We start from the raw sequence: 16,598 nt of genomic DNA, 5'->3' as shown, positions 1-16,598 counted from the left end.
GCGGAGTTCTTCTCCGACGGTGCGCCACCGATGGTCGCGAGGAAAGGGACCTTGGTCCTCACTTGCCATCGCACGCCGCCTTAACCGGGTTCGGGCTGCAACGATGGAGACACGCGTCCTCACGCGTCGACCCTCGACGAGGGAAGGTCCATGCACGACACACGAACCCACACAACGTGGAAATCGCACCTCGCGAGGCTGCCGGCCCCCACCCTGCTGGCAGTCACCTCGGTGGCGCTCGTGTCCGGCATTGTGGCCAGTTCGCTGGGTCGTCCTAGCGTTGCGGACGTGTGTTGGGCGGTCGGCACTGTGGTATCCCTGATACCTGCTGTGGGATGGGTCGTCGTGTCACTCCTTCAGCGCACGGCTGGTGTCGACCTCATCGCCGTGCTCGCCCTCCTGGGAACACTCACGGTCGGCGAATACCTGGCAGGTGCACTCATCGGGTTCATGCTCGCGACGGGACGGACGCTCGAATCCGCGGCCGAACGACGCGCGTCACGCGATCTGCGTGCCCTCCTCGAACGCGCACCACAAAGAGCACACAAACGGATCGGCGAGAACGTCGTCCTCGTACCCCTTGACGACGTCGAGCCCACCGATCTGCTGGTTGTCGCCTCTGGCGAGGTGGTCCCCGTCGACGGCGTCGTCGCCGACCGACCGGCGGTCCTCGACGAGTCCGCGCTCACCGGGGAGTCACTTCACGTCGAACGACGGGTCGGGGAATCGGTGCGCAGCGGGGTGGTGAACGTAGGATCGACGATCGAACTGCGTGCCACCGCGAACGCGGCGGACAGCACCTATTCCGGCATCGTCCGACTGGCTCAGGCAGCAGCAAACGACAAGGCACCGATCGTGCGGATCGCCGACCGCTTCGCCGTCTGGTTCCTTCCCCTGACCCTGCTGGTGTCGTCTCTCGCGTGGTGGCTGAGCGGTTCAGCCGTGCGCGCGGTCGCAGTCCTCGTCGTTGCGACACCGTGCCCGCTGCTGCTCGCCGCCCCTGTTGCCATCGTGTCGGGGCTGTCTCGCGCTTCCCGGATCGGTGTCGTCATCCGCGGCGGTGGAGCGTTGGAAACACTCGGTCGAGCGCAGACCCTGGTAATGGACAAGACAGGAACTCTGACGACCGGCAGGCCATCCGGACTCGACGTCGCAACCGCCCCCGGTCATACCCCCGACGAGGTACTCCAACTCGCCGCTGCCGTCGACCAGTTGTCTCCCCATGTTCTCGCCGAGTCGATCGTGCACTTCGCGAAGGCGCGAGGCTGCGCACTGCCACTGCCCACCGACGTCAGCGAGCAGGCCGGGACCGGGGTCAGTGGCATCGTGAACGGTCGTGCCGTCAAGGTCGGTGCGGACCACGGCGTATTGCCGGACTGGGCGGAGGGCGTCTCGACCCGATCAGCCCTGGACGGCGCGGCGGTGGCCTGGGTACAGGTCGACGGCACGTTGGTCGGGGCGATTCTGTTGCGGGACCCGCTCCGACGAGACGCACCTCGCACGTTGCGCCGCTTGCGGGCGGCCGGGCTGGACCGACTGATCATGCTGACCGGTGACCGCCGAGCGCCTGCCCTCGAGATCGGATCGATCGTCGGACTGGACGCCGTGCTCGCGGAGCAAACTCCCGTGGACAAAGTGGCGGCAGTACAAGAGGAGAAGCGCAGGGCCGTCACGATCATGGTGGGGGACGGGATCAACGATGCACCGGCCCTGGCGGCCGCGTCGGTCGGAGTCGCGATGGGCGCGCGCGGAGCCACAGCCAGTTCCGAAGCCGCCGATATCGTGCTGACAACCGACCACCTCGCCCGGGTGGCGGACGCCATGGAGATCGCCCGGCGGTCGAGGAGGATCGCCGTCCAGAGCGCCGGCATCGGTATGACACTGTCGCTGCTGGCGATGGTCGCCGCGGCGGTCGGGTGGATCGCTCCCGCGCCCGGTGCCCTGCTGCAGGAGGGGATCGATGTGGCGGTCATCCTCAACGCTCTGCGCGCCCTTCGCGGCGGCCGCTCCCGAGAGCTCGCGGTCAACCGGGAAACCGGGCTGCTGTTGCAGCGATTCGATCGTGAGCACGACGATCTGCGGGGAGCGTTGGCTCTGATCCGTGACGCGGCGGAACAGATGAGCGCCGAAACCGGACCCGACGCTCTCGCAGCGGTACGCAGGGCACACACCGTTCTGGTGGAGCGTGTCCTGCCACATGAACGTGCCGAGGAGACCCAACTGTATCCGGCGCTGGCCGATGCATTCGGGACCGTCGAAGCGACTGCTCCGATGAGCCGCGCTCATGCGGAGATCGACCGACTCATCCGGCGGTTGGACACTCACCTCGGCACGGCTGAGGCGCACGGTGGAGTCCAGCCAGATCAGCGGAACGATCTTCTTGCGTGTCTGTACGGGCTATATGCCGTCCTGCGTCTGCATTTCGCGCAGGAGGAAGAGGACTATTTCGCGCTCGCCCCGAGAGTCGAGGACGAGCACTGACAGTCGTCGGCACTATCGCACGATGAGCAGCGGACAGCGAACCGAATGCATCAGGGCCCGGCTCGTCGATCCCAACAGCATGCTGGTGAATCCACCGCGTCCGCGGCTACCCACGACGAGAAGTCTTGCGTTGTCGGCCTGTTCGCGCAGGTTGCGTACTGGTCGGTCCATGACGACCATCGTCCGGACCTTGACGTCCGGGAAATCTTCGGCGCGTCCGGCGAGACTCTCCGACAGCAGGGCCGTTTCCTGGGTGACGATCTGTTTCCACCCGGAAACGCTCCCGCCTTCGAAGTGCACGGGAAGGTCGATGTCGGACCAGGCGTGAACGGCCACCAGTTCGCACTGCCGCAGTGCCGCCTCTTCGAAGGCCATCGAAATGGCGGGCTCACTGTGTGCGGAACCGTCCACTCCGACCACGACAGACCCCTCGAGTTGGGTGACGTCGGTATCGGGAATGCTGCGGACCACCGCTACCGGGCACCGTGCGTGGGCTGCGACGGCGGAGCTGACCGATCCCAGGAAGCCGCGCTCGACGATTCCCCTCCGACTCGAGCCGACGACGATCATCGCTGCCGTGTTCGATCGCTCGAGAAGTTCACCGGCCGGGGTTCCGGTACAGAGGGTGGTGTGAATGTCGAGGGAGTAACCAGGTACCGCTCGAGTGGCGGCCTCCGCTGCGGCAGCCAGCCGATTCTTGCCGTTGCGTTCCTCGTCCTCGAAGAAGCTCGTCGGCATGCCGATCGGGACACCGTAGGCGCCGGCGACGAACGTCGTCGCGATCACGGAAAGCGGACACCGTCGCAGCGCTGCCGCCTGCGCGGCCCATGCGACTGCCTGCAAGGACGAGGACGAACCATCTGTTCCGACAACGATCGGTCGGCGGGCAGTCATGATGTTCTCCTCAGAAATCGCGAAGTCTGGGTCTCCCTCTCTATCGTTACTGTGCGCCCGTTGTCGGCGTAGGGGAGAAGGTCCCCAGCTTGGTGAGCGGGCACACCCCGAGCCCACTCAGGGTAGCGGGGCGGACCAATGGAGGGTTGTTCCGCCACCAGGTGTTGTATCGATGGTGAAGTGCCCGTTTACGTCCCGAGCTCTGTCAGTCAAATTCTCCAAGCCGCTCCGGGGAGCGTTTTCCGGAATGCCGGTCCCGTTGTCCGCCACTTCGATGGTGAGATCGTCGTACACAGAGATGCTGACCGTGACCATGTCGGCTCCTGCGTGCCGGACCACGTTGCTCAACGCCTCACGCAGAACCGCCTCCGCATGCTCGGCGAGCGTGGAGTCGATGACCGACAGTGGCCCGGAGAAGTGCACGGTGGTGCGGAGCCCGGAATCCGCGGTCACCTCGGCGACGATCTCGTGCAGCCGCCGCCGGAACTGGGTCATCCCACCCGAACCGCCGTGCAGGTCGAAGATGGCGGTGCGGATGTCCCGCACGATGTCGTGCAGGTCGTCGACCGACTGTACGAGCCGCTGCTTGACCCCGGGCGATTTGGTCCGTTGCAGGGTGCTCTGCAGCGACAGACCGACCGCGAAGAGCCGTTGGATGACGTGGTCGTGGAGGTCGCGGGCGATCCGATCGCGGTCGGACAACACGTCCAGTTCGTGCATCCGGCGCTGGCTGTTGGCGAGCTGCAGTGCGACCGCCGCCTGGTCGGCGAATCCTGACATCAACGCCAGCTGGTCGTCCGTGAACGGCGCGGCATCGACATGGCGGAGCGTCACCAGCACCCCGGACACCGATTGCGCGGCACGCAGGGGCAGCGCCAGCGCAGGACCGAACCGGGCCCCCGTCTCGAACCCGGGATCGAACGCCAGCGCGGTGACACGAAGCGGGGTCCGCTCCCGGAACGCCTCACCGGACGTCGACCGCTCGACCGGGATCGCCCGGCCGATGATCCGATCCGGCACCGTCCCCGCCGATGCCGTCACCACGAGCTCGGTCACCTCGTCCGACGGGATGTCAGGATCGTCCGGCACCGCGAGAAAGGCACTGTCGGCGGCGGTCAGGGCCAGCGCGTCGTCGGCGATCACCTGCAGCACCTCCGCGGTCTCGCTGCCGGCGAGCAACTCGGTCGCGATCTCCCGTGTCGCCTCCAGCCACGCCTGCCGCGTCCGGGACTCCTCGTACAGGCGGGCGTTCTCGATCGCGATACCGGCGGCCGCCGCCAGCGCGCGGAGAAGCACCTCGTCGTCCTCGGTGAACTGTCCACCGTTGGCCTTCTCCGTGAGATACAGATTCCCGAACACCTTATCCCGGATCTGAATGGGAACTCCCAGAAAGGTTTTCATCGGCGGATGGTGGTCCGGGAATCCCACCGACGCCGCGTGATGAGACAGGTCCTCCAACCGGACCGGCTTCGGATCCGTGATGAGGAAACCGAGGACCCCACGCCCACGCGGCAGGTCACCGATACGCTCGCATGTCTCCTCGTCGATGCCCTCGAAGACGAACTCACTCAAGCCCCCACCCGGGGCGAGCACCCCCAGCGCACCGTACCGGGCATCGACCAAATTGATCGCGGCGTGCACGATGGTGCGAAGCGTGCGGTCAAGGTCGAGCCCCGACGCGACCGACAGCATCGCATCGAGGAGTCCGTCGACGTGATCGCGGACATCGACGATCTGCGCGATACGCTCCTGCACCTCGGTCAACAATTCCCGGAGCCGGAGTTGGGATAGGCTACCCAGCAGAGGACTGTGGTCGCGCTCATCCGATTGCCCGGTCACGAGATTCATTGTCCCACCTTGTGGCATCGTGAGGAGTCGGAACTACTACGGCGCGCACGTCGGGGCGGGGCTTACCTCGTCAGGTGTCGGACGGTCGCGACTGCATCTTCGTGGCCAGCACCGCCGCCTGCGTCCTGCGCTCCACCCCCAGTTTGGTCAGCAGCCGCGACACGTAGTTCTTGACGGTCTTCTCCGCCAGGAACATCCGTTCGGCGATCTGCCGGTTGGTCAACCCTTCACCGAGCAGGGCGAGCAACGTCCGCTCCTGATTGGTCAAATGCCCGAAGATTCCGTCCTTATTGTGGGCGTCTGCCCGAATTCTTGCCATCAGTGCGCCGGCAGCGCGACTGTCGAGGAGTGATTTCCCTGCACCGACGTCGTGGACCGCCCGGGTCAGTTCCATACCCCGGATGTCCTTCACGACGTACCCGCTGGCCCCGGCGAGAATCGCGTCGAGCATCGCCTGGTCGTCCGTGAACGACGTCAGGATGAGGCAATGCAGCTCCGGCATCATCGAGTGCAGTTCCCGGCACAACTCGATGCCGTTACCGTCGGGTAGGCGCACGTCGAGGACGGCCACCTCCGGTTTCACCGCCGGCACCCGCGCCAGCGCCTGCGCATAGGAGGCCGCTTCACCGACCACCGTCAGATCCGGATCCGAGGTGAGGAGATCGGCGATGCCGCGCCGGACGACCTCATGATCGTCCACCAGAAAGACTCTGATCACTGGCAACCTCCAGTTCCTGGCTGCGTCACGTTCCGGACCTCAGATTACGCCAACAATAGATACATCAGTGGCTTCTTTGTTGACGGAGCGTGCGGTCTTCACCGTGCGGCCGGACGGAGCGGATTCCGCGACGCCGCGGCCGGTGTGGCATCAACATCGCCACCGCCAGACCGACGGTGGCGACGAGTGTCGCCGCAGCACCGACGCCTACGAGGGGAGTCGCGAGCCAGGCGCCGAGCAGAACCACCAACCCCGCGGTAGCTACCCCTGACGCAACCGCGAGCGCGAGCCCCGCCGGATGCGCATACAGGTAGTCCCCGGGCTCGTCGTCGCGCGGCCGCAATACTACGGAGCCACGCTCGAACATTCTTCCCTCATTCCCTTGCCGACGAAGTGGTTTCGATATCGTGCGCCGGCCTCATCCACAACGGTGCGACAACTGCGCGCGGGATTCCAGGGCCGAAGGTCACTGTTGTTGGGGTCCGGCGGTTAGGGCGGAGCGACATCTGTGACGGTCGGCCACCGTTTCAGAAGAGGCTGTGCTCGTGCCAGACCCTGTCATGGAATGCGTGGACTGTGGCCGCCTCCCGGTACACGGCGAAGGCCCGCCGCTATCGGCGGCGATCACCGAAACGCTTTGCAGGGCACAGGAAAGCGATCGCCGACGCGATGCCGGTGCGGCGCGCCTCCGACTGCGCCGCCCTGGACTGTTCGGACGACGGTCCATGCTGCGCCCTCGCCAATGACCTTGTGCTCTAGGACGCTGACCTCGTGAGCGTAAGACTCTGAACGAGAAGGGACGTCAGAGGAGGCTCGAGATGAACGCCGATCAGGCTCTGCGGCTGTGGCGTCTGGCGCCCTGGAGTCGGAATCTTCTCATGCGGGCCACGGATCGCTTCGACTCTGTCGCCGCGGTCGTCATGATCACCCTCATCCTGATTGCGGTCCCGTTCGCGGCCGCCCTCGGCACCGCGACATACACGGGTCTGAACGAGCAGTCGCATTCCGAACTCCAGACCAGACATGCACAATCTGCTGTGCTCATCGACGATCCGCGACTGGTGATCATCGGTCGCGCGCCCAGTCGGTCCCCGGAAACGCAAGATCGTGCGACGGCTCAGTGGACTGCACCGGACGGTGCTCTGCGCTCGACCGTCGTGGACACCAAGCCTGGCATGCACCGTGGGGACACCGTCGATGTGTGGGTCGATAGAGACGGCAACGTGGTCGACGAGCCACGGTCGGGAGTGGGGAATGCGGAGATCGCGGTGAGCGCAGCATTGTCCGCGTGGTCGGTGGCGGCGGTCTGCTCCTTCGTGCTGTACATGGGGGTGCGGTGGATGAACAGGCGAAGCCAGATGCGTCACTGGGATCAGGAATGGAAAGATTTCGGCCGAACACCCGGATGGCCGGTCAGTTGACGTGCACTACCGGTCCGGGAGCGGTGGCGCACGCACCGGACGTGTCCCTAGCCCAGACTGACCGTGCACCCCGGTTCCAGTCGAACTACCTGGTCACGACACGCGATCTCGATCGCGCGTTGATTTCCCGCGCCCGCGCTGACCTGAACACACCGGCCGCTGATCGTCAGCCACAACTGGTGTCCTCGATAGACGATCGGAAATTCCAGGACGCCGAGCGCTTCCGGCCACTCCGGGCCGAAGACGAGGCGATCGCCACGAGTTTCCAGTCCGGTGAAACAGCGCTGAAGTAGGTCGATACTTCCTGCCATGGCCGCCAGATGGATCCCCTCAGAGGTCGTGCCCCCCTGAATGTCGGTGATGTCGGACGCAAGAACCCTGTCGAAGAATTCCATGGCTTTGTCACGGTTGGCGCGAGCCAGCACCCAGGAATGCACGACGGCGCTCAGCGTCGAACCATGTGAGGTCCGCGCGAGGTAGTAGTCGATGGTTCTCGGTATAGTTTCCGGCTCGAGCTGATATCCGAGTCGTTCGAACAGATCTCGCAATTCGTCGGCGGACAGCAGATAGAACATCATCAATACGTCGGCCTGCTTCGAGGCGCGGTACCGGTTGACGTCATCACCTTCGGCCTCGAGGATCCGGTCGAGTCGTTGAATATCGGCATACCGCGCCCGGTAGCGGTCCCAGTCCAGTTCCGTCAACGCTTCATAGCCCTCGAACTGGCTGATGACTCGATCGTGGAACGGAATGAACATCCGACGGCTCACGTCCGCCCAGCGCGCCAACTCGTGCGCATCCAGGCTCCGAGAGTCGACGAGTTCGGATCGGTTCGCGGCCGGAATCGCGTCGAGCGCCTCGATCGCCCGGAGGATTACCCATACAGCCATCACATTGGTGTAGGCGTTGTTGTCGACTCCCTCGTATGGAGCCTCGGGGTAGCCGGAGTGAAACTCGTCCGGGCCCATCACGCCACGGATCGTGTAACGCCCGCGGGATCGCTCATAGGAGGAGAGGCTGGCGAAGAATCGAGCTATCTCTATCAGCATTTCGGCGCCGAAATCACTGAGAAACTCGATGTCGCCAGTGACCTGGTAGTACTGCCATACGTTGTAGGCGATCGCGATGCCGATGTGATGTTGGCGCCAACTCGGGTCCGGGAGCCAGCGGCCGGACTGCGGGTTGAGGTGCACCTGCTGACTTTCCTCCCGGCCGTCGCTACCCGACTGCCACGGGAACATCGCGCCACGGTAGCCGGCCGCATGCGCCGCCCGGCGCGCCTCCGGTAGCCGGCGGTATCGGTAACGGAGCAACGAACGGGTCAAGGCCGGCACTCGCAGGTTCAGGACCGGGAAGACGAACAGTTCGTCCCAGAAGATGTGCCCTCGATAGGCTTCGCCGTGAAGTCCCCGGGCGGGCACGCCGACGTCGAGATCGGCGGTGTTCGGCGAGACGGTCTGCAGGAGTTGCATCTGATGAAACCGTGTGATGCGCCGAGCGTCCTCATAATTTCCGAGTGTGATTCCGACACGGTCCCACAGGTGCTCCCACGCCAGAACGTGACCATCGAGCACGTCGTCGAACGCGCCGATGCACGAAAGCCACCGCGCCGCTTCGTCAGCCGGCTCGGACATCGCGTGATCACGCCCGGTGAAGACCGTCACCACCTTCTCGAACGTCACCGAGTCACCGGTCTTCAGGTCGACTGTGATGTCGTGCCCGACTCTGTGGTCGCCCTCGAGCAGCCGGAACGTGGGCTCGTGGCGTCGGCCTCGCGAGGACAGTGTGGTGCGCGCAGCCATGGCCACAGGAATACGCGACTGATTGGTTTGCACCGTCAACACAACAGAGTCTTCCCCCAAGGCGCCCGAATCGATGAGTTCGAGATGATCGTCGGCGAGATCTCGGTATCGGTCGACGAGAGTGTTTCGGACCGAACCATCGAGAGCCGAACGAAATTCGAGGGATCCGGACCAGTCCTCCGCGATAATTGTCGTCTGCAGCGCGCACACGTGGGGGAGGTGCATGGCGACGAACCGTCGTTGGATGACCGACGTGGTTCGACCGCCGGCGTCGTGGTATCGAAATCGGCGGGTGAGCACGGCGCGACGAAGATTGAGGTATTGACGATACTCGAGCAACTCGACGGCATCGATGTCGAACCACGGTCCACCCTCGACCCGGAACGTGGTGGTCAGCCAGTTCGGTGCATTGACCATGCTTTCGTTGACAACCGACATCCCTGCGCGATCGTCGTGCAGACGGTTGTACACACCCGCAAGATACGTACCTGGGTAGTGGATCGTGTCGGCGGTTGATTCCGGTGCGCAACCACGAGTGCCGAAGTAGCCATTCCCCAACGTGCAGATTGCCTCTCGTAGCTTCTCGGTCGCCGGGTCGTAGCCGTCGAAGAACAACATCCACGTATCGGCCGCGGCAGCGGTTTCCGGGTCGCGGCCGAGGAGGTCGGCGAGCCGCTGCAACAGTTCACGGACCTGAACCGGATCGTTCACGGCGAATCGCGCCGCCGACCGTCGATTCCCGATCTCTCTGCTGCGGACGACTATCCCTACTCCGGTATCTGCGACGGCGTCGAATGCGTCCTCGTCGGTGAGGTCGTCACCGACGTAGATCGGAAGCAGGGACTTCGCGTCGAGAAGGTGCTCGAGTACCCAGTTCAGCGCGCGGCCCTTGTCCCAGTCGACATCAGGACGGAGTTCGACGACTTTGCGGCCACCGGTAACTCGCAGCCTGACGTCTCCGGAAGTGGCGACGTCACGGACGGTGGCGAGGACCTCGTCCAACCGGTCGGTGGCGACGTTGCGGTAGTGCACGGCGACGGTGAACTTCTTGGGTTCGATCACCACACCTGGCACCTCGCGCAGCCGACTGGTGAGCGCGCGAGTCGCCTGCGCCAGTGCCGGCACCGCGGCGAGCGCGTCAGGGTTCTGGTAGTACTGCCCCTGCGGTCCGGCCAACTCGTATCCGTGGCTGCCCGCGTACCAGATCTCCTTCAGGCCGACCCGTGCTTGCACGTCCTCGAGGTCGCGTCCACTGATGACGGCTACAGGGCATTCACGCGTCAGTCTGGTCAACTCGGTGGCCACCCCGTCCATGAGGACGGCCTTCGGCGGATCTGACACGATCTCGGACAGCGTGCCGTCGAAGTCGAGAAACACGGCGGGGCGGCGGACGCGGAGGAGGGCGGTGAGCTCGTGACGAGACGTGAGAGCGTCGGGAATCTCGGACAGGCGGGGATCGACTGCACGGATCTGTATCTCGGAGGCGTCGGCCACGACCATATCTGCCCCGCATTTTCGCAGTTCGTCAGCATGGCGGTCACGGCCGACCCCGACTACTAGACCGAAACCGTCGCTGCGAGCCGCGGTTGTCGTTGCTCCTGATGCCGTGACGATGACCGCACCGTCAGGTCGGATACCGAGTCGATTGGCGGCGTCGACGGGCGATGCACCGTCGGCCCGCACAGCGAACAAATCGGCGATCCCTGCGGCGTCGAGGACCTGTTGAACATGTCGATGAGACGAGAAGGCCGCTGTCGCCACCCCGAGGCTCCGCAGTTGGCGGAGCAGAGTCACCGTGGAGTCGACGGGAACAACGGAGCCATGTGCGACTTTCTGGTGGAACAGGTCTGTGCTGTCCAGGTTTCCGCACCGAATGGGGGCGCTGTCGAACGAGTCCTGCGACAGGAGGTCCGGTGCTGTCGAGATGTCGGGCAACACATTGTCGAGGTCGAAGATCACCGCGTCATGTCGCCGCAGGTCGATCGCGGGCGTCGACATAGGTCAACCTCCGGTTGATGGACACGTGGAAGGCCCAGCGGGGCCACCATGCGGTTGGCGCTGGGCCAAGAGTCGTTACTTCCGAGAGGAACTGGTCTGCTGGGCGAGTGTGCGGCCCCATTGCTCGGCACGCGTCTCCTCACCTTCCTCCAGTCGCGACTCCTTGTCGACGAGGAAGCTCTCGGACTCGGCGACGAGATCGAATCCGCGCAGACGCAGTTTCCGGCAGATGCCTTTCGATGCTCTGCCGGTCAGGAGGGCAGGACCGCCGGCACGGGTGTCGAACGCCACCGCTTTCCCGTGCGATGGTGGCAGTCCGTCGAGCCATTCGCGGAGTCCCTCGCTTTCTGCATCGGGCTCCAATGTGACAGAGCTGTCCGGCTTGTGCGCTGTCACTGCCGCCCCGTGGCGGGTCGAATCGCGACTCATCCCGTGGACATGCGTCGGGCCGCCCACCATTACAAGGTCGTAACTGGACAAGTCCTCATCGCCGACTCGGGCAACCGGGACCGTTGCCACGGTTCCGGCGTCCTCGAGACCTCGGGCGATTGCTTCGGCCACGTGTCGGGTATTTCCGAACATCGACTCGTAGACCACGAGTGTTCGCATGTTGACTCCTCGGGAGTGGGCGGTTGGTGGGATGAGTAGGAAAAAGACTGTACACAAACATGTTCCGGGCAATCGTGTTGCTAGTTCGACGTGTGTGCGCCGAACATCACGCGCGTCCACCATTCGGTCAACGGGCTCGGATCGGGCCAAACAATTCGGTCTTCGCTCATGATCGGCGCAGGCTGCGATGAGTACTGCACCCTCGAGCGGGGAGCGTCGGTCGTCGCCGTCTGTGATCGGACCCCCGTCGTCGGCGGATGCCCCCTTTGGTGACGGTGGGGTGTGGGATTCATGGCGAACTCCAGGTGTCGTGGTCCTTCGGATTCAACCAACGATGTCGTCCACCGAGTAGGGTCTACCGTCACTTTCCGGTCCGTTGGAGCGTGAGTGCGGTGACCAATGCCCCTAGTGACTGCACTCCCGCCGGTGCGACCGTGGCGGTAGCGGGGTGCGACCCAGCGCAATCGGCAGCCGAACATGGACACTTCGCCAACGCGGCCGTCCGCCCGAGCAAGGAGTTGAGAAGGATGAGCGTTCTCGCACAACACCAGTCCATCATTGTCGGTGTAGACGGTTCGGAACGTGCGATGCGAGCCGCGGTGTGGGCGGCGGCGGTCGCCGGCAGAAGTCTGTTCCATTGCTGCTGGCCCATGTCCTGCCGAGTCCGGGATACCACTACAGCGAGGCGGCCCTGCTCTATCAGAACGAGTTCGCCGAGGAGGTCGAGCGCTCTGCCCACGAAATCCTGGATCGGGCAGGTCGGCGAGTGGCGAGCGCGTTTCCTGACGTCACGGTGTCGACCAGCACGCTGCCAGGACCGGCCGGACCGGCACTCGCGGGATTGAGCACGCATGCCGAGCTGGTAGTGGTGGGATCAACGGGTGCGGGAGCGATGGCGTCCCTCGTCACCGGGTCCACGGTCATGCAGGTGGTCAACCGTGCGCACTGTCCCGTCGTGGTGTTCCGATCCGAGTCCTCGTCCACGGTGCCCGACCACCGTCCCGTCGTCGTCGGGGTCGACGGAAGTGAACTAAGCTCACTCGCAATCAACACGGCCGTCGAGTTCGCGGCGACCTTCGAGGTCCCACTCCTGGCGGTACACGGCTGGGGTGCCGGTGATATTGCGGGGCGCGACACGGCCTTGAAGATGGTGAACTGGGCGGTCGTCGAGGAAGAACAATCCGTTCTGATGGCAGAAAATCTTGCGGGCTGGCGGGAGAAATTCCCGGATCTGCAATTGACCACCATCATCGAGCAGGCAAACCCGGCGGAGCTGATCCTCGAGTATGCTCGCGACGCCCAACTCGTCGTAGTCGGCAGCCACGGCCACAACCGACTGGCCGGTGCTCTTATGGGCTCGACGAGCCAGAACCTGCTCCATCACGTTGCCTGCCCGCTCATGATCTGTCGCCAGACGAACTGACGTCCGCGATGACTCGGCCGTGCCGACGGGCATGCTGCCACATCGCATTCATAATCGCCGGGCGATCGATTCCGCCTGCGCGCCCAGTTTCGCCAGACGCAGGTCGGCGAACGGGGTCAGTGCACCACCCATCCGGTTCGTCACGAATGCGACCGACAATCCGGTTTCTGGATCGGCGAACGCGCCTGACCCACCGAGCCCGTAGTGCCCGAACGCGTGTGGAGACTGGTTGCGGCTGGCGACGAACGCCGAGTGATAGCCCAGCCGCCAGTTCATCCGAATTCCGAGCACGTAGTCTCGCGCCGTCGTCTGTACCTCACCGACTTGCGCGAGAGTCTCCTCGCTGAGGAATCGGTTACCACCCACAACGCCGCGGTTCGCGATCGCCGCATACATCCGGGCGAGAGCGCGGGCGCTGAAGACACCGTTCCATCCGGGCATCACATAGTCGTGAATCGCTGGATTTCGTACAAGCTCGTCGAATCCTTCCGGCATGCCTGCGTTGGCGATGTTCCGAAGGACGGGCAGGCAGGACAGCGCGAACGACGCCGTTTCCCACGGCACTCCAAACGGATTGATCCGGGGGAACAGCTTCGCGATGCGGTGACGTTCCTCCGCAGGCACCTGGAACCAAAACTCTCCGACTCCGAGGGGTTCGGCGATTTCGGTGCGGACGAGGTCGGTGAACGACGACCCGGTTGCCCGCGTGGTGAGCTCCGCAACCAACGAACCGAACGTGACGGCGTGATAGCCCGGCATGACGGCGCGGCGCCGATCCGGCGTCGCGGATGCGAGCGCGCCGACGACGCTGTCGTGATCGAACAGAGCCGACGGGCCCGGTACCAGACCGCGCACCTGTTGCAGCCCGGCTCGGTGCGTCAACAGCTCGCGCACCGTTACCAACTCTTTTCCGGCGCTCGCGAACTCGGGCCAGTACTCGGCGACGGGCGCGTCGTAAATAATCAGTCCGCGGTCCACGAGACGGTGCAGCACCGTGCTTGCAACGCCCTTTCCGGTCGAAAAGGACACCGATACGGTGTCAGCTTGCCAGCGCGTGTCCGGGGTAGCCCACCCCGACCAGATATCGACCACAGGCTCGCCGTGAAGGTAGAGCGCGAGGGCCCCGCCCCCGTCGCTGGGCCGCCCGAAGAGCCGGAAGAACTGTCCCGCCAGCCCGCCGAAACGAGGGTCGACGAGCATCATGCGAGGCGCGGGCAACTGTGCCCGGGCCACCGCACTATCGGTCGCCGACCTCTTCGCCGATTCACGAGAGCTGGTCATGATGCACGTCTTCTACCTTCCAGCGGTCGCCTGGCGCCACCACCATCTTGTGTATACAAACACCGTATACGTGGTGTTCATTCCTCCGGTGGTACTCATGAAACGGCCGAAAGACCCTGTGAAGACCACCTCCGGTAGTCGGACACTGGAGGCAGAAGGACGGTAGATCCATTCCGGACGAACACCGCCGAACTGTCTGTAGGAGGGCCGCACCGTGATGTATGACGACTATTCCGGTGGTTGGGGGTATGCCCTGATGTTCGTCGGGATGGCGCTCTTCTGGGGGCTGCTGATTCTCGGGATCTTCTTGGTGATCCGCTATACGAGCCACTCCTTCCCGGCGTCGCCAGGCGCGTCGCCTGCACTTCGCAGCGCCGAAGCGGTTCTTGCCGAGCGGTTCGCACGCGGGGAAATCGACGAGACGGAATACAGACGAGACGGAATACAACAGTCGCCTGAGCATTCTCCGCGCAGGGAAAACACCCTGACGCCCACCACCGAGAGGAGGTAATTGTGATGGATGCGATGCAGATGTTCCACATGTTCATGATGTGGCTGCACAGCATGGGCATTCTGCCCCCCATGCACATGATGCCGATGTGACTCCGTCGCCAGGGAGCCGAAGGATCGACTCCCCGGAGGCCGATACCCGGGCCGATCGAAGGGCGAGTTGACCGCTATGAGCACGACCAACCAGCGATACATGACCCAGACGGATTTCATGTCATGGCGAATGGAGGAAGACCCGATCCTCCGCTCGACCATCGTCGCTGTCGCGCTCCTCGACCGTGGCCCGGATCAGACCCGATTCGTCGACATGATGCGCCGGGCGATCGAGATGGTACCCATCTTCCGGCAGAAAGTGATCGAAGATCCCAGGGGCCTGACCCCGCCGCGGTGGGCGGAGGACCGGGATTTCGATCTGACCTGGCACCTGCGCCGCTACACCCTCACCGAACCCCGAACGTGGGACGCGGTACTCCGGTTCGCCCGGACCGCCGAGATGACCGCGTTCGACAAGTGTCGCCCGCTCTGGGAGTTCACGGTCCTCGACGGACTGGATGACGGCAAATCCGCCTTCGTGATGAAGGTGCATCACTCCCTCACCGATGGAGTGGGAGGCATGCAGATCGCCCGGGAGATCGTAGATTTCGCCCGGGAAGGGACCCCGAGGTCAAGTCCTGATCTTCGGGATACCACGCCAAACGGTGAAGCGGCCGTTTCGCCTGGCCGTCTCACCTGGTACCGGGACACGGCGGCGGATGTGGCCCATCGGGCAACGAATGCACTGGGTCGCAACGGTATACGAGCAGTTCGAGCCCCGAGAGAGGCCGGGCGTCAGGCGGCTGCCGTCGCCGGCTCCACCATGCGCCTCGTGCGTCCCGTCCTCTCCACGCTGTCGCCTGTGATGACGCAACGCAGCACACGGCGCCACTGTGCGGTGCTCGACGTCCCGTTAGAGGCACTCGCTCAGGCAGGCACGACCGGCGGCGGCTCGCTCAATGACGCGTTTCTCGCTGCAATCCTCCGGGGAATGGCGAAGTATCACCGACTTCACGGCACCGAGATCAGCGAACTACGGATGACGCTACCGATCAGCCTGCGCACCGAGACGGACCCGGTGGGTGGCAACCGGATCAGCCTGGCGCGCTTTGCGCTACCCACCGATGTCAGCGACCCTGCCGAGTTGATCCGCCGCGTGCACGCCACAGTCGATACCTGGCGCCACGAGCCCGCGATTTCGCTGTCTCCGATGATCGCCGGGGCTTTGAACCTGCTCCCGGCCGTGACACTCGGAAACATGCTCAAACACGTCGACTTCGTCGCCTCGAACGTCGTCGGATCTCCGGTGCCACTGTTTATTGCCGGCTCGGAGATCCTGCACTACTACGCGTTCAGCCCCACGCTCGGATCGGCGTTCAACGTCACCCTGATGTCCTACACCACGCAATGCTGTGTCGGGATCAACGCCGACACCGACGCCGTCCCCGATCTCGCCGCCTTGACCGATTCGATAGCAGATGGGTTTCGCGCCGTTCTCGGGTTGTGCGCGAAGTCAACCGATACGAGCGTGGTCGTGGCCTCGTGATCGCGGCACCCCCACGTACCCGACAACCACGTCG

At 64.4% G+C, this 16,598-nt stretch carries 11 protein-coding genes and 1 pseudogene; 5 read left to right on the top strand and 7 right to left on the bottom strand.

What is annotated here, in order from left to right:
* Positions 1-150: 150 nt before the first annotated feature.
* On the top strand, positions 151-2,481 hold the full coding sequence (locus BLV94_RS46900; protein WP_072951326.1) for a heavy metal translocating P-type ATPase: 2,331 nt from the start codon (positions 151-153) through the stop codon (positions 2,479-2,481).
* A 12-nt stretch (positions 2,482-2,493) separates the two neighbouring features.
* Here BLV94_RS46900 and BLV94_RS46895 read toward each other — a convergent pair whose 3' ends face one another.
* The 4 genes from BLV94_RS46895 to BLV94_RS46880 form a co-directional block, all read right to left on the bottom strand.
* The gene (locus tag BLV94_RS46895) at positions 2,494-3,375 is read right to left on the bottom strand and encodes a universal stress protein (protein ID WP_072951329.1); all 882 of its coding nucleotides are present in this window, start codon (positions 3,373-3,375) and stop codon (positions 2,494-2,496) included.
* A gap of 117 nt (positions 3,376-3,492) precedes the next feature.
* Positions 3,493-5,223: a GAF domain-containing sensor histidine kinase gene (locus BLV94_RS46890; RefSeq protein WP_074933987.1), complete on the bottom strand. Its 1,731-nt coding sequence runs from the start codon at positions 5,221-5,223 to the stop codon at positions 3,493-3,495.
* 70 nt (positions 5,224-5,293) lie between these two features.
* The gene (locus BLV94_RS46885) at positions 5,294-5,941 is read right to left on the bottom strand and encodes a response regulator transcription factor (protein ID WP_072950075.1); all 648 of its coding nucleotides are present in this window, start codon (positions 5,939-5,941) and stop codon (positions 5,294-5,296) included.
* Between the two features lie 64 nt (positions 5,942-6,005).
* A complete protein-coding gene (locus BLV94_RS46880) occupies positions 6,006-6,308 on the bottom strand; it encodes a hypothetical protein (RefSeq protein ID WP_072950072.1) in 303 nt (100 codons plus the stop codon).
* A gap of 451 nt (positions 6,309-6,759) precedes the next feature.
* Here BLV94_RS46880 and BLV94_RS46875 point away from each other — a divergent pair, with 451 nt between their 5' ends.
* On the top strand, positions 6,760-7,362 hold the full coding sequence (locus BLV94_RS46875) for an Rv1733c family protein (protein ID WP_072950070.1): 603 nt from the start codon (positions 6,760-6,762) through the stop codon (positions 7,360-7,362).
* A 47-nt stretch (positions 7,363-7,409) separates the two neighbouring features.
* Here BLV94_RS46875 and otsB read toward each other — a convergent pair whose 3' ends face one another.
* A complete protein-coding gene (gene otsB, locus BLV94_RS46870; RefSeq protein WP_244163950.1) occupies positions 7,410-11,162 on the bottom strand; it encodes a trehalose-phosphatase in 3,753 nt (1,250 codons plus the stop codon).
* A 75-nt stretch (positions 11,163-11,237) separates the two neighbouring features.
* Entirely contained in the window at positions 11,238-11,771 is a 534-nt protein-coding gene (locus BLV94_RS46865; protein WP_072950066.1) for a flavodoxin family protein, read from the bottom strand.
* Positions 11,772-12,408: 637 nt separating this feature from the next.
* Here BLV94_RS46865 and BLV94_RS46860 point away from each other — a divergent pair.
* Positions 12,409-13,194 (top strand): universal stress protein, encoded by a 786-nt coding sequence (locus tag BLV94_RS46860; RefSeq protein ID WP_244163948.1) that lies wholly within the window; start codon positions 12,409-12,411, stop codon positions 13,192-13,194.
* Positions 13,195-13,242: 48 nt separating this feature from the next.
* On the opposite strand, the gene BLV94_RS46855 is transcribed toward BLV94_RS46860, so the two are convergent.
* Positions 13,243-14,475, bottom strand: coding sequence for a serine hydrolase domain-containing protein (locus BLV94_RS46855; RefSeq protein WP_072950063.1), 1,233 nt, complete (start codon positions 14,473-14,475; stop codon positions 13,243-13,245).
* 217 nt (positions 14,476-14,692) lie between these two features.
* On the opposite strand from BLV94_RS46855, the pseudogene BLV94_RS46850 reads away from it, so the two are divergent.
* Together BLV94_RS46850 and BLV94_RS46845 are read left to right on the top strand one after the other, a co-directional pair.
* A pseudogene (locus BLV94_RS46850) lies at positions 14,693-14,963 on the top strand (SHOCT domain-containing protein).
* A gap of 182 nt (positions 14,964-15,145) precedes the next feature.
* Positions 15,146-16,564 (top strand): wax ester/triacylglycerol synthase domain-containing protein, encoded by a 1,419-nt coding sequence (locus tag BLV94_RS46845; RefSeq protein ID WP_072950061.1) that lies wholly within the window; start codon positions 15,146-15,148, stop codon positions 16,562-16,564.
* Positions 16,565-16,598: the final 34 nt, after the last annotated feature.

It is taken from the genome of Rhodococcus koreensis, assembly GCF_900105905.1.
GTDB lineage: Bacteria > Actinomycetota > Actinomycetes > Mycobacteriales > Mycobacteriaceae > Rhodococcus_F > Rhodococcus_F koreensis.
The sequence above is the reverse complement of the archived record's forward strand: the minus strand, read 5'-3'. Positions and strand labels throughout refer to the sequence as shown.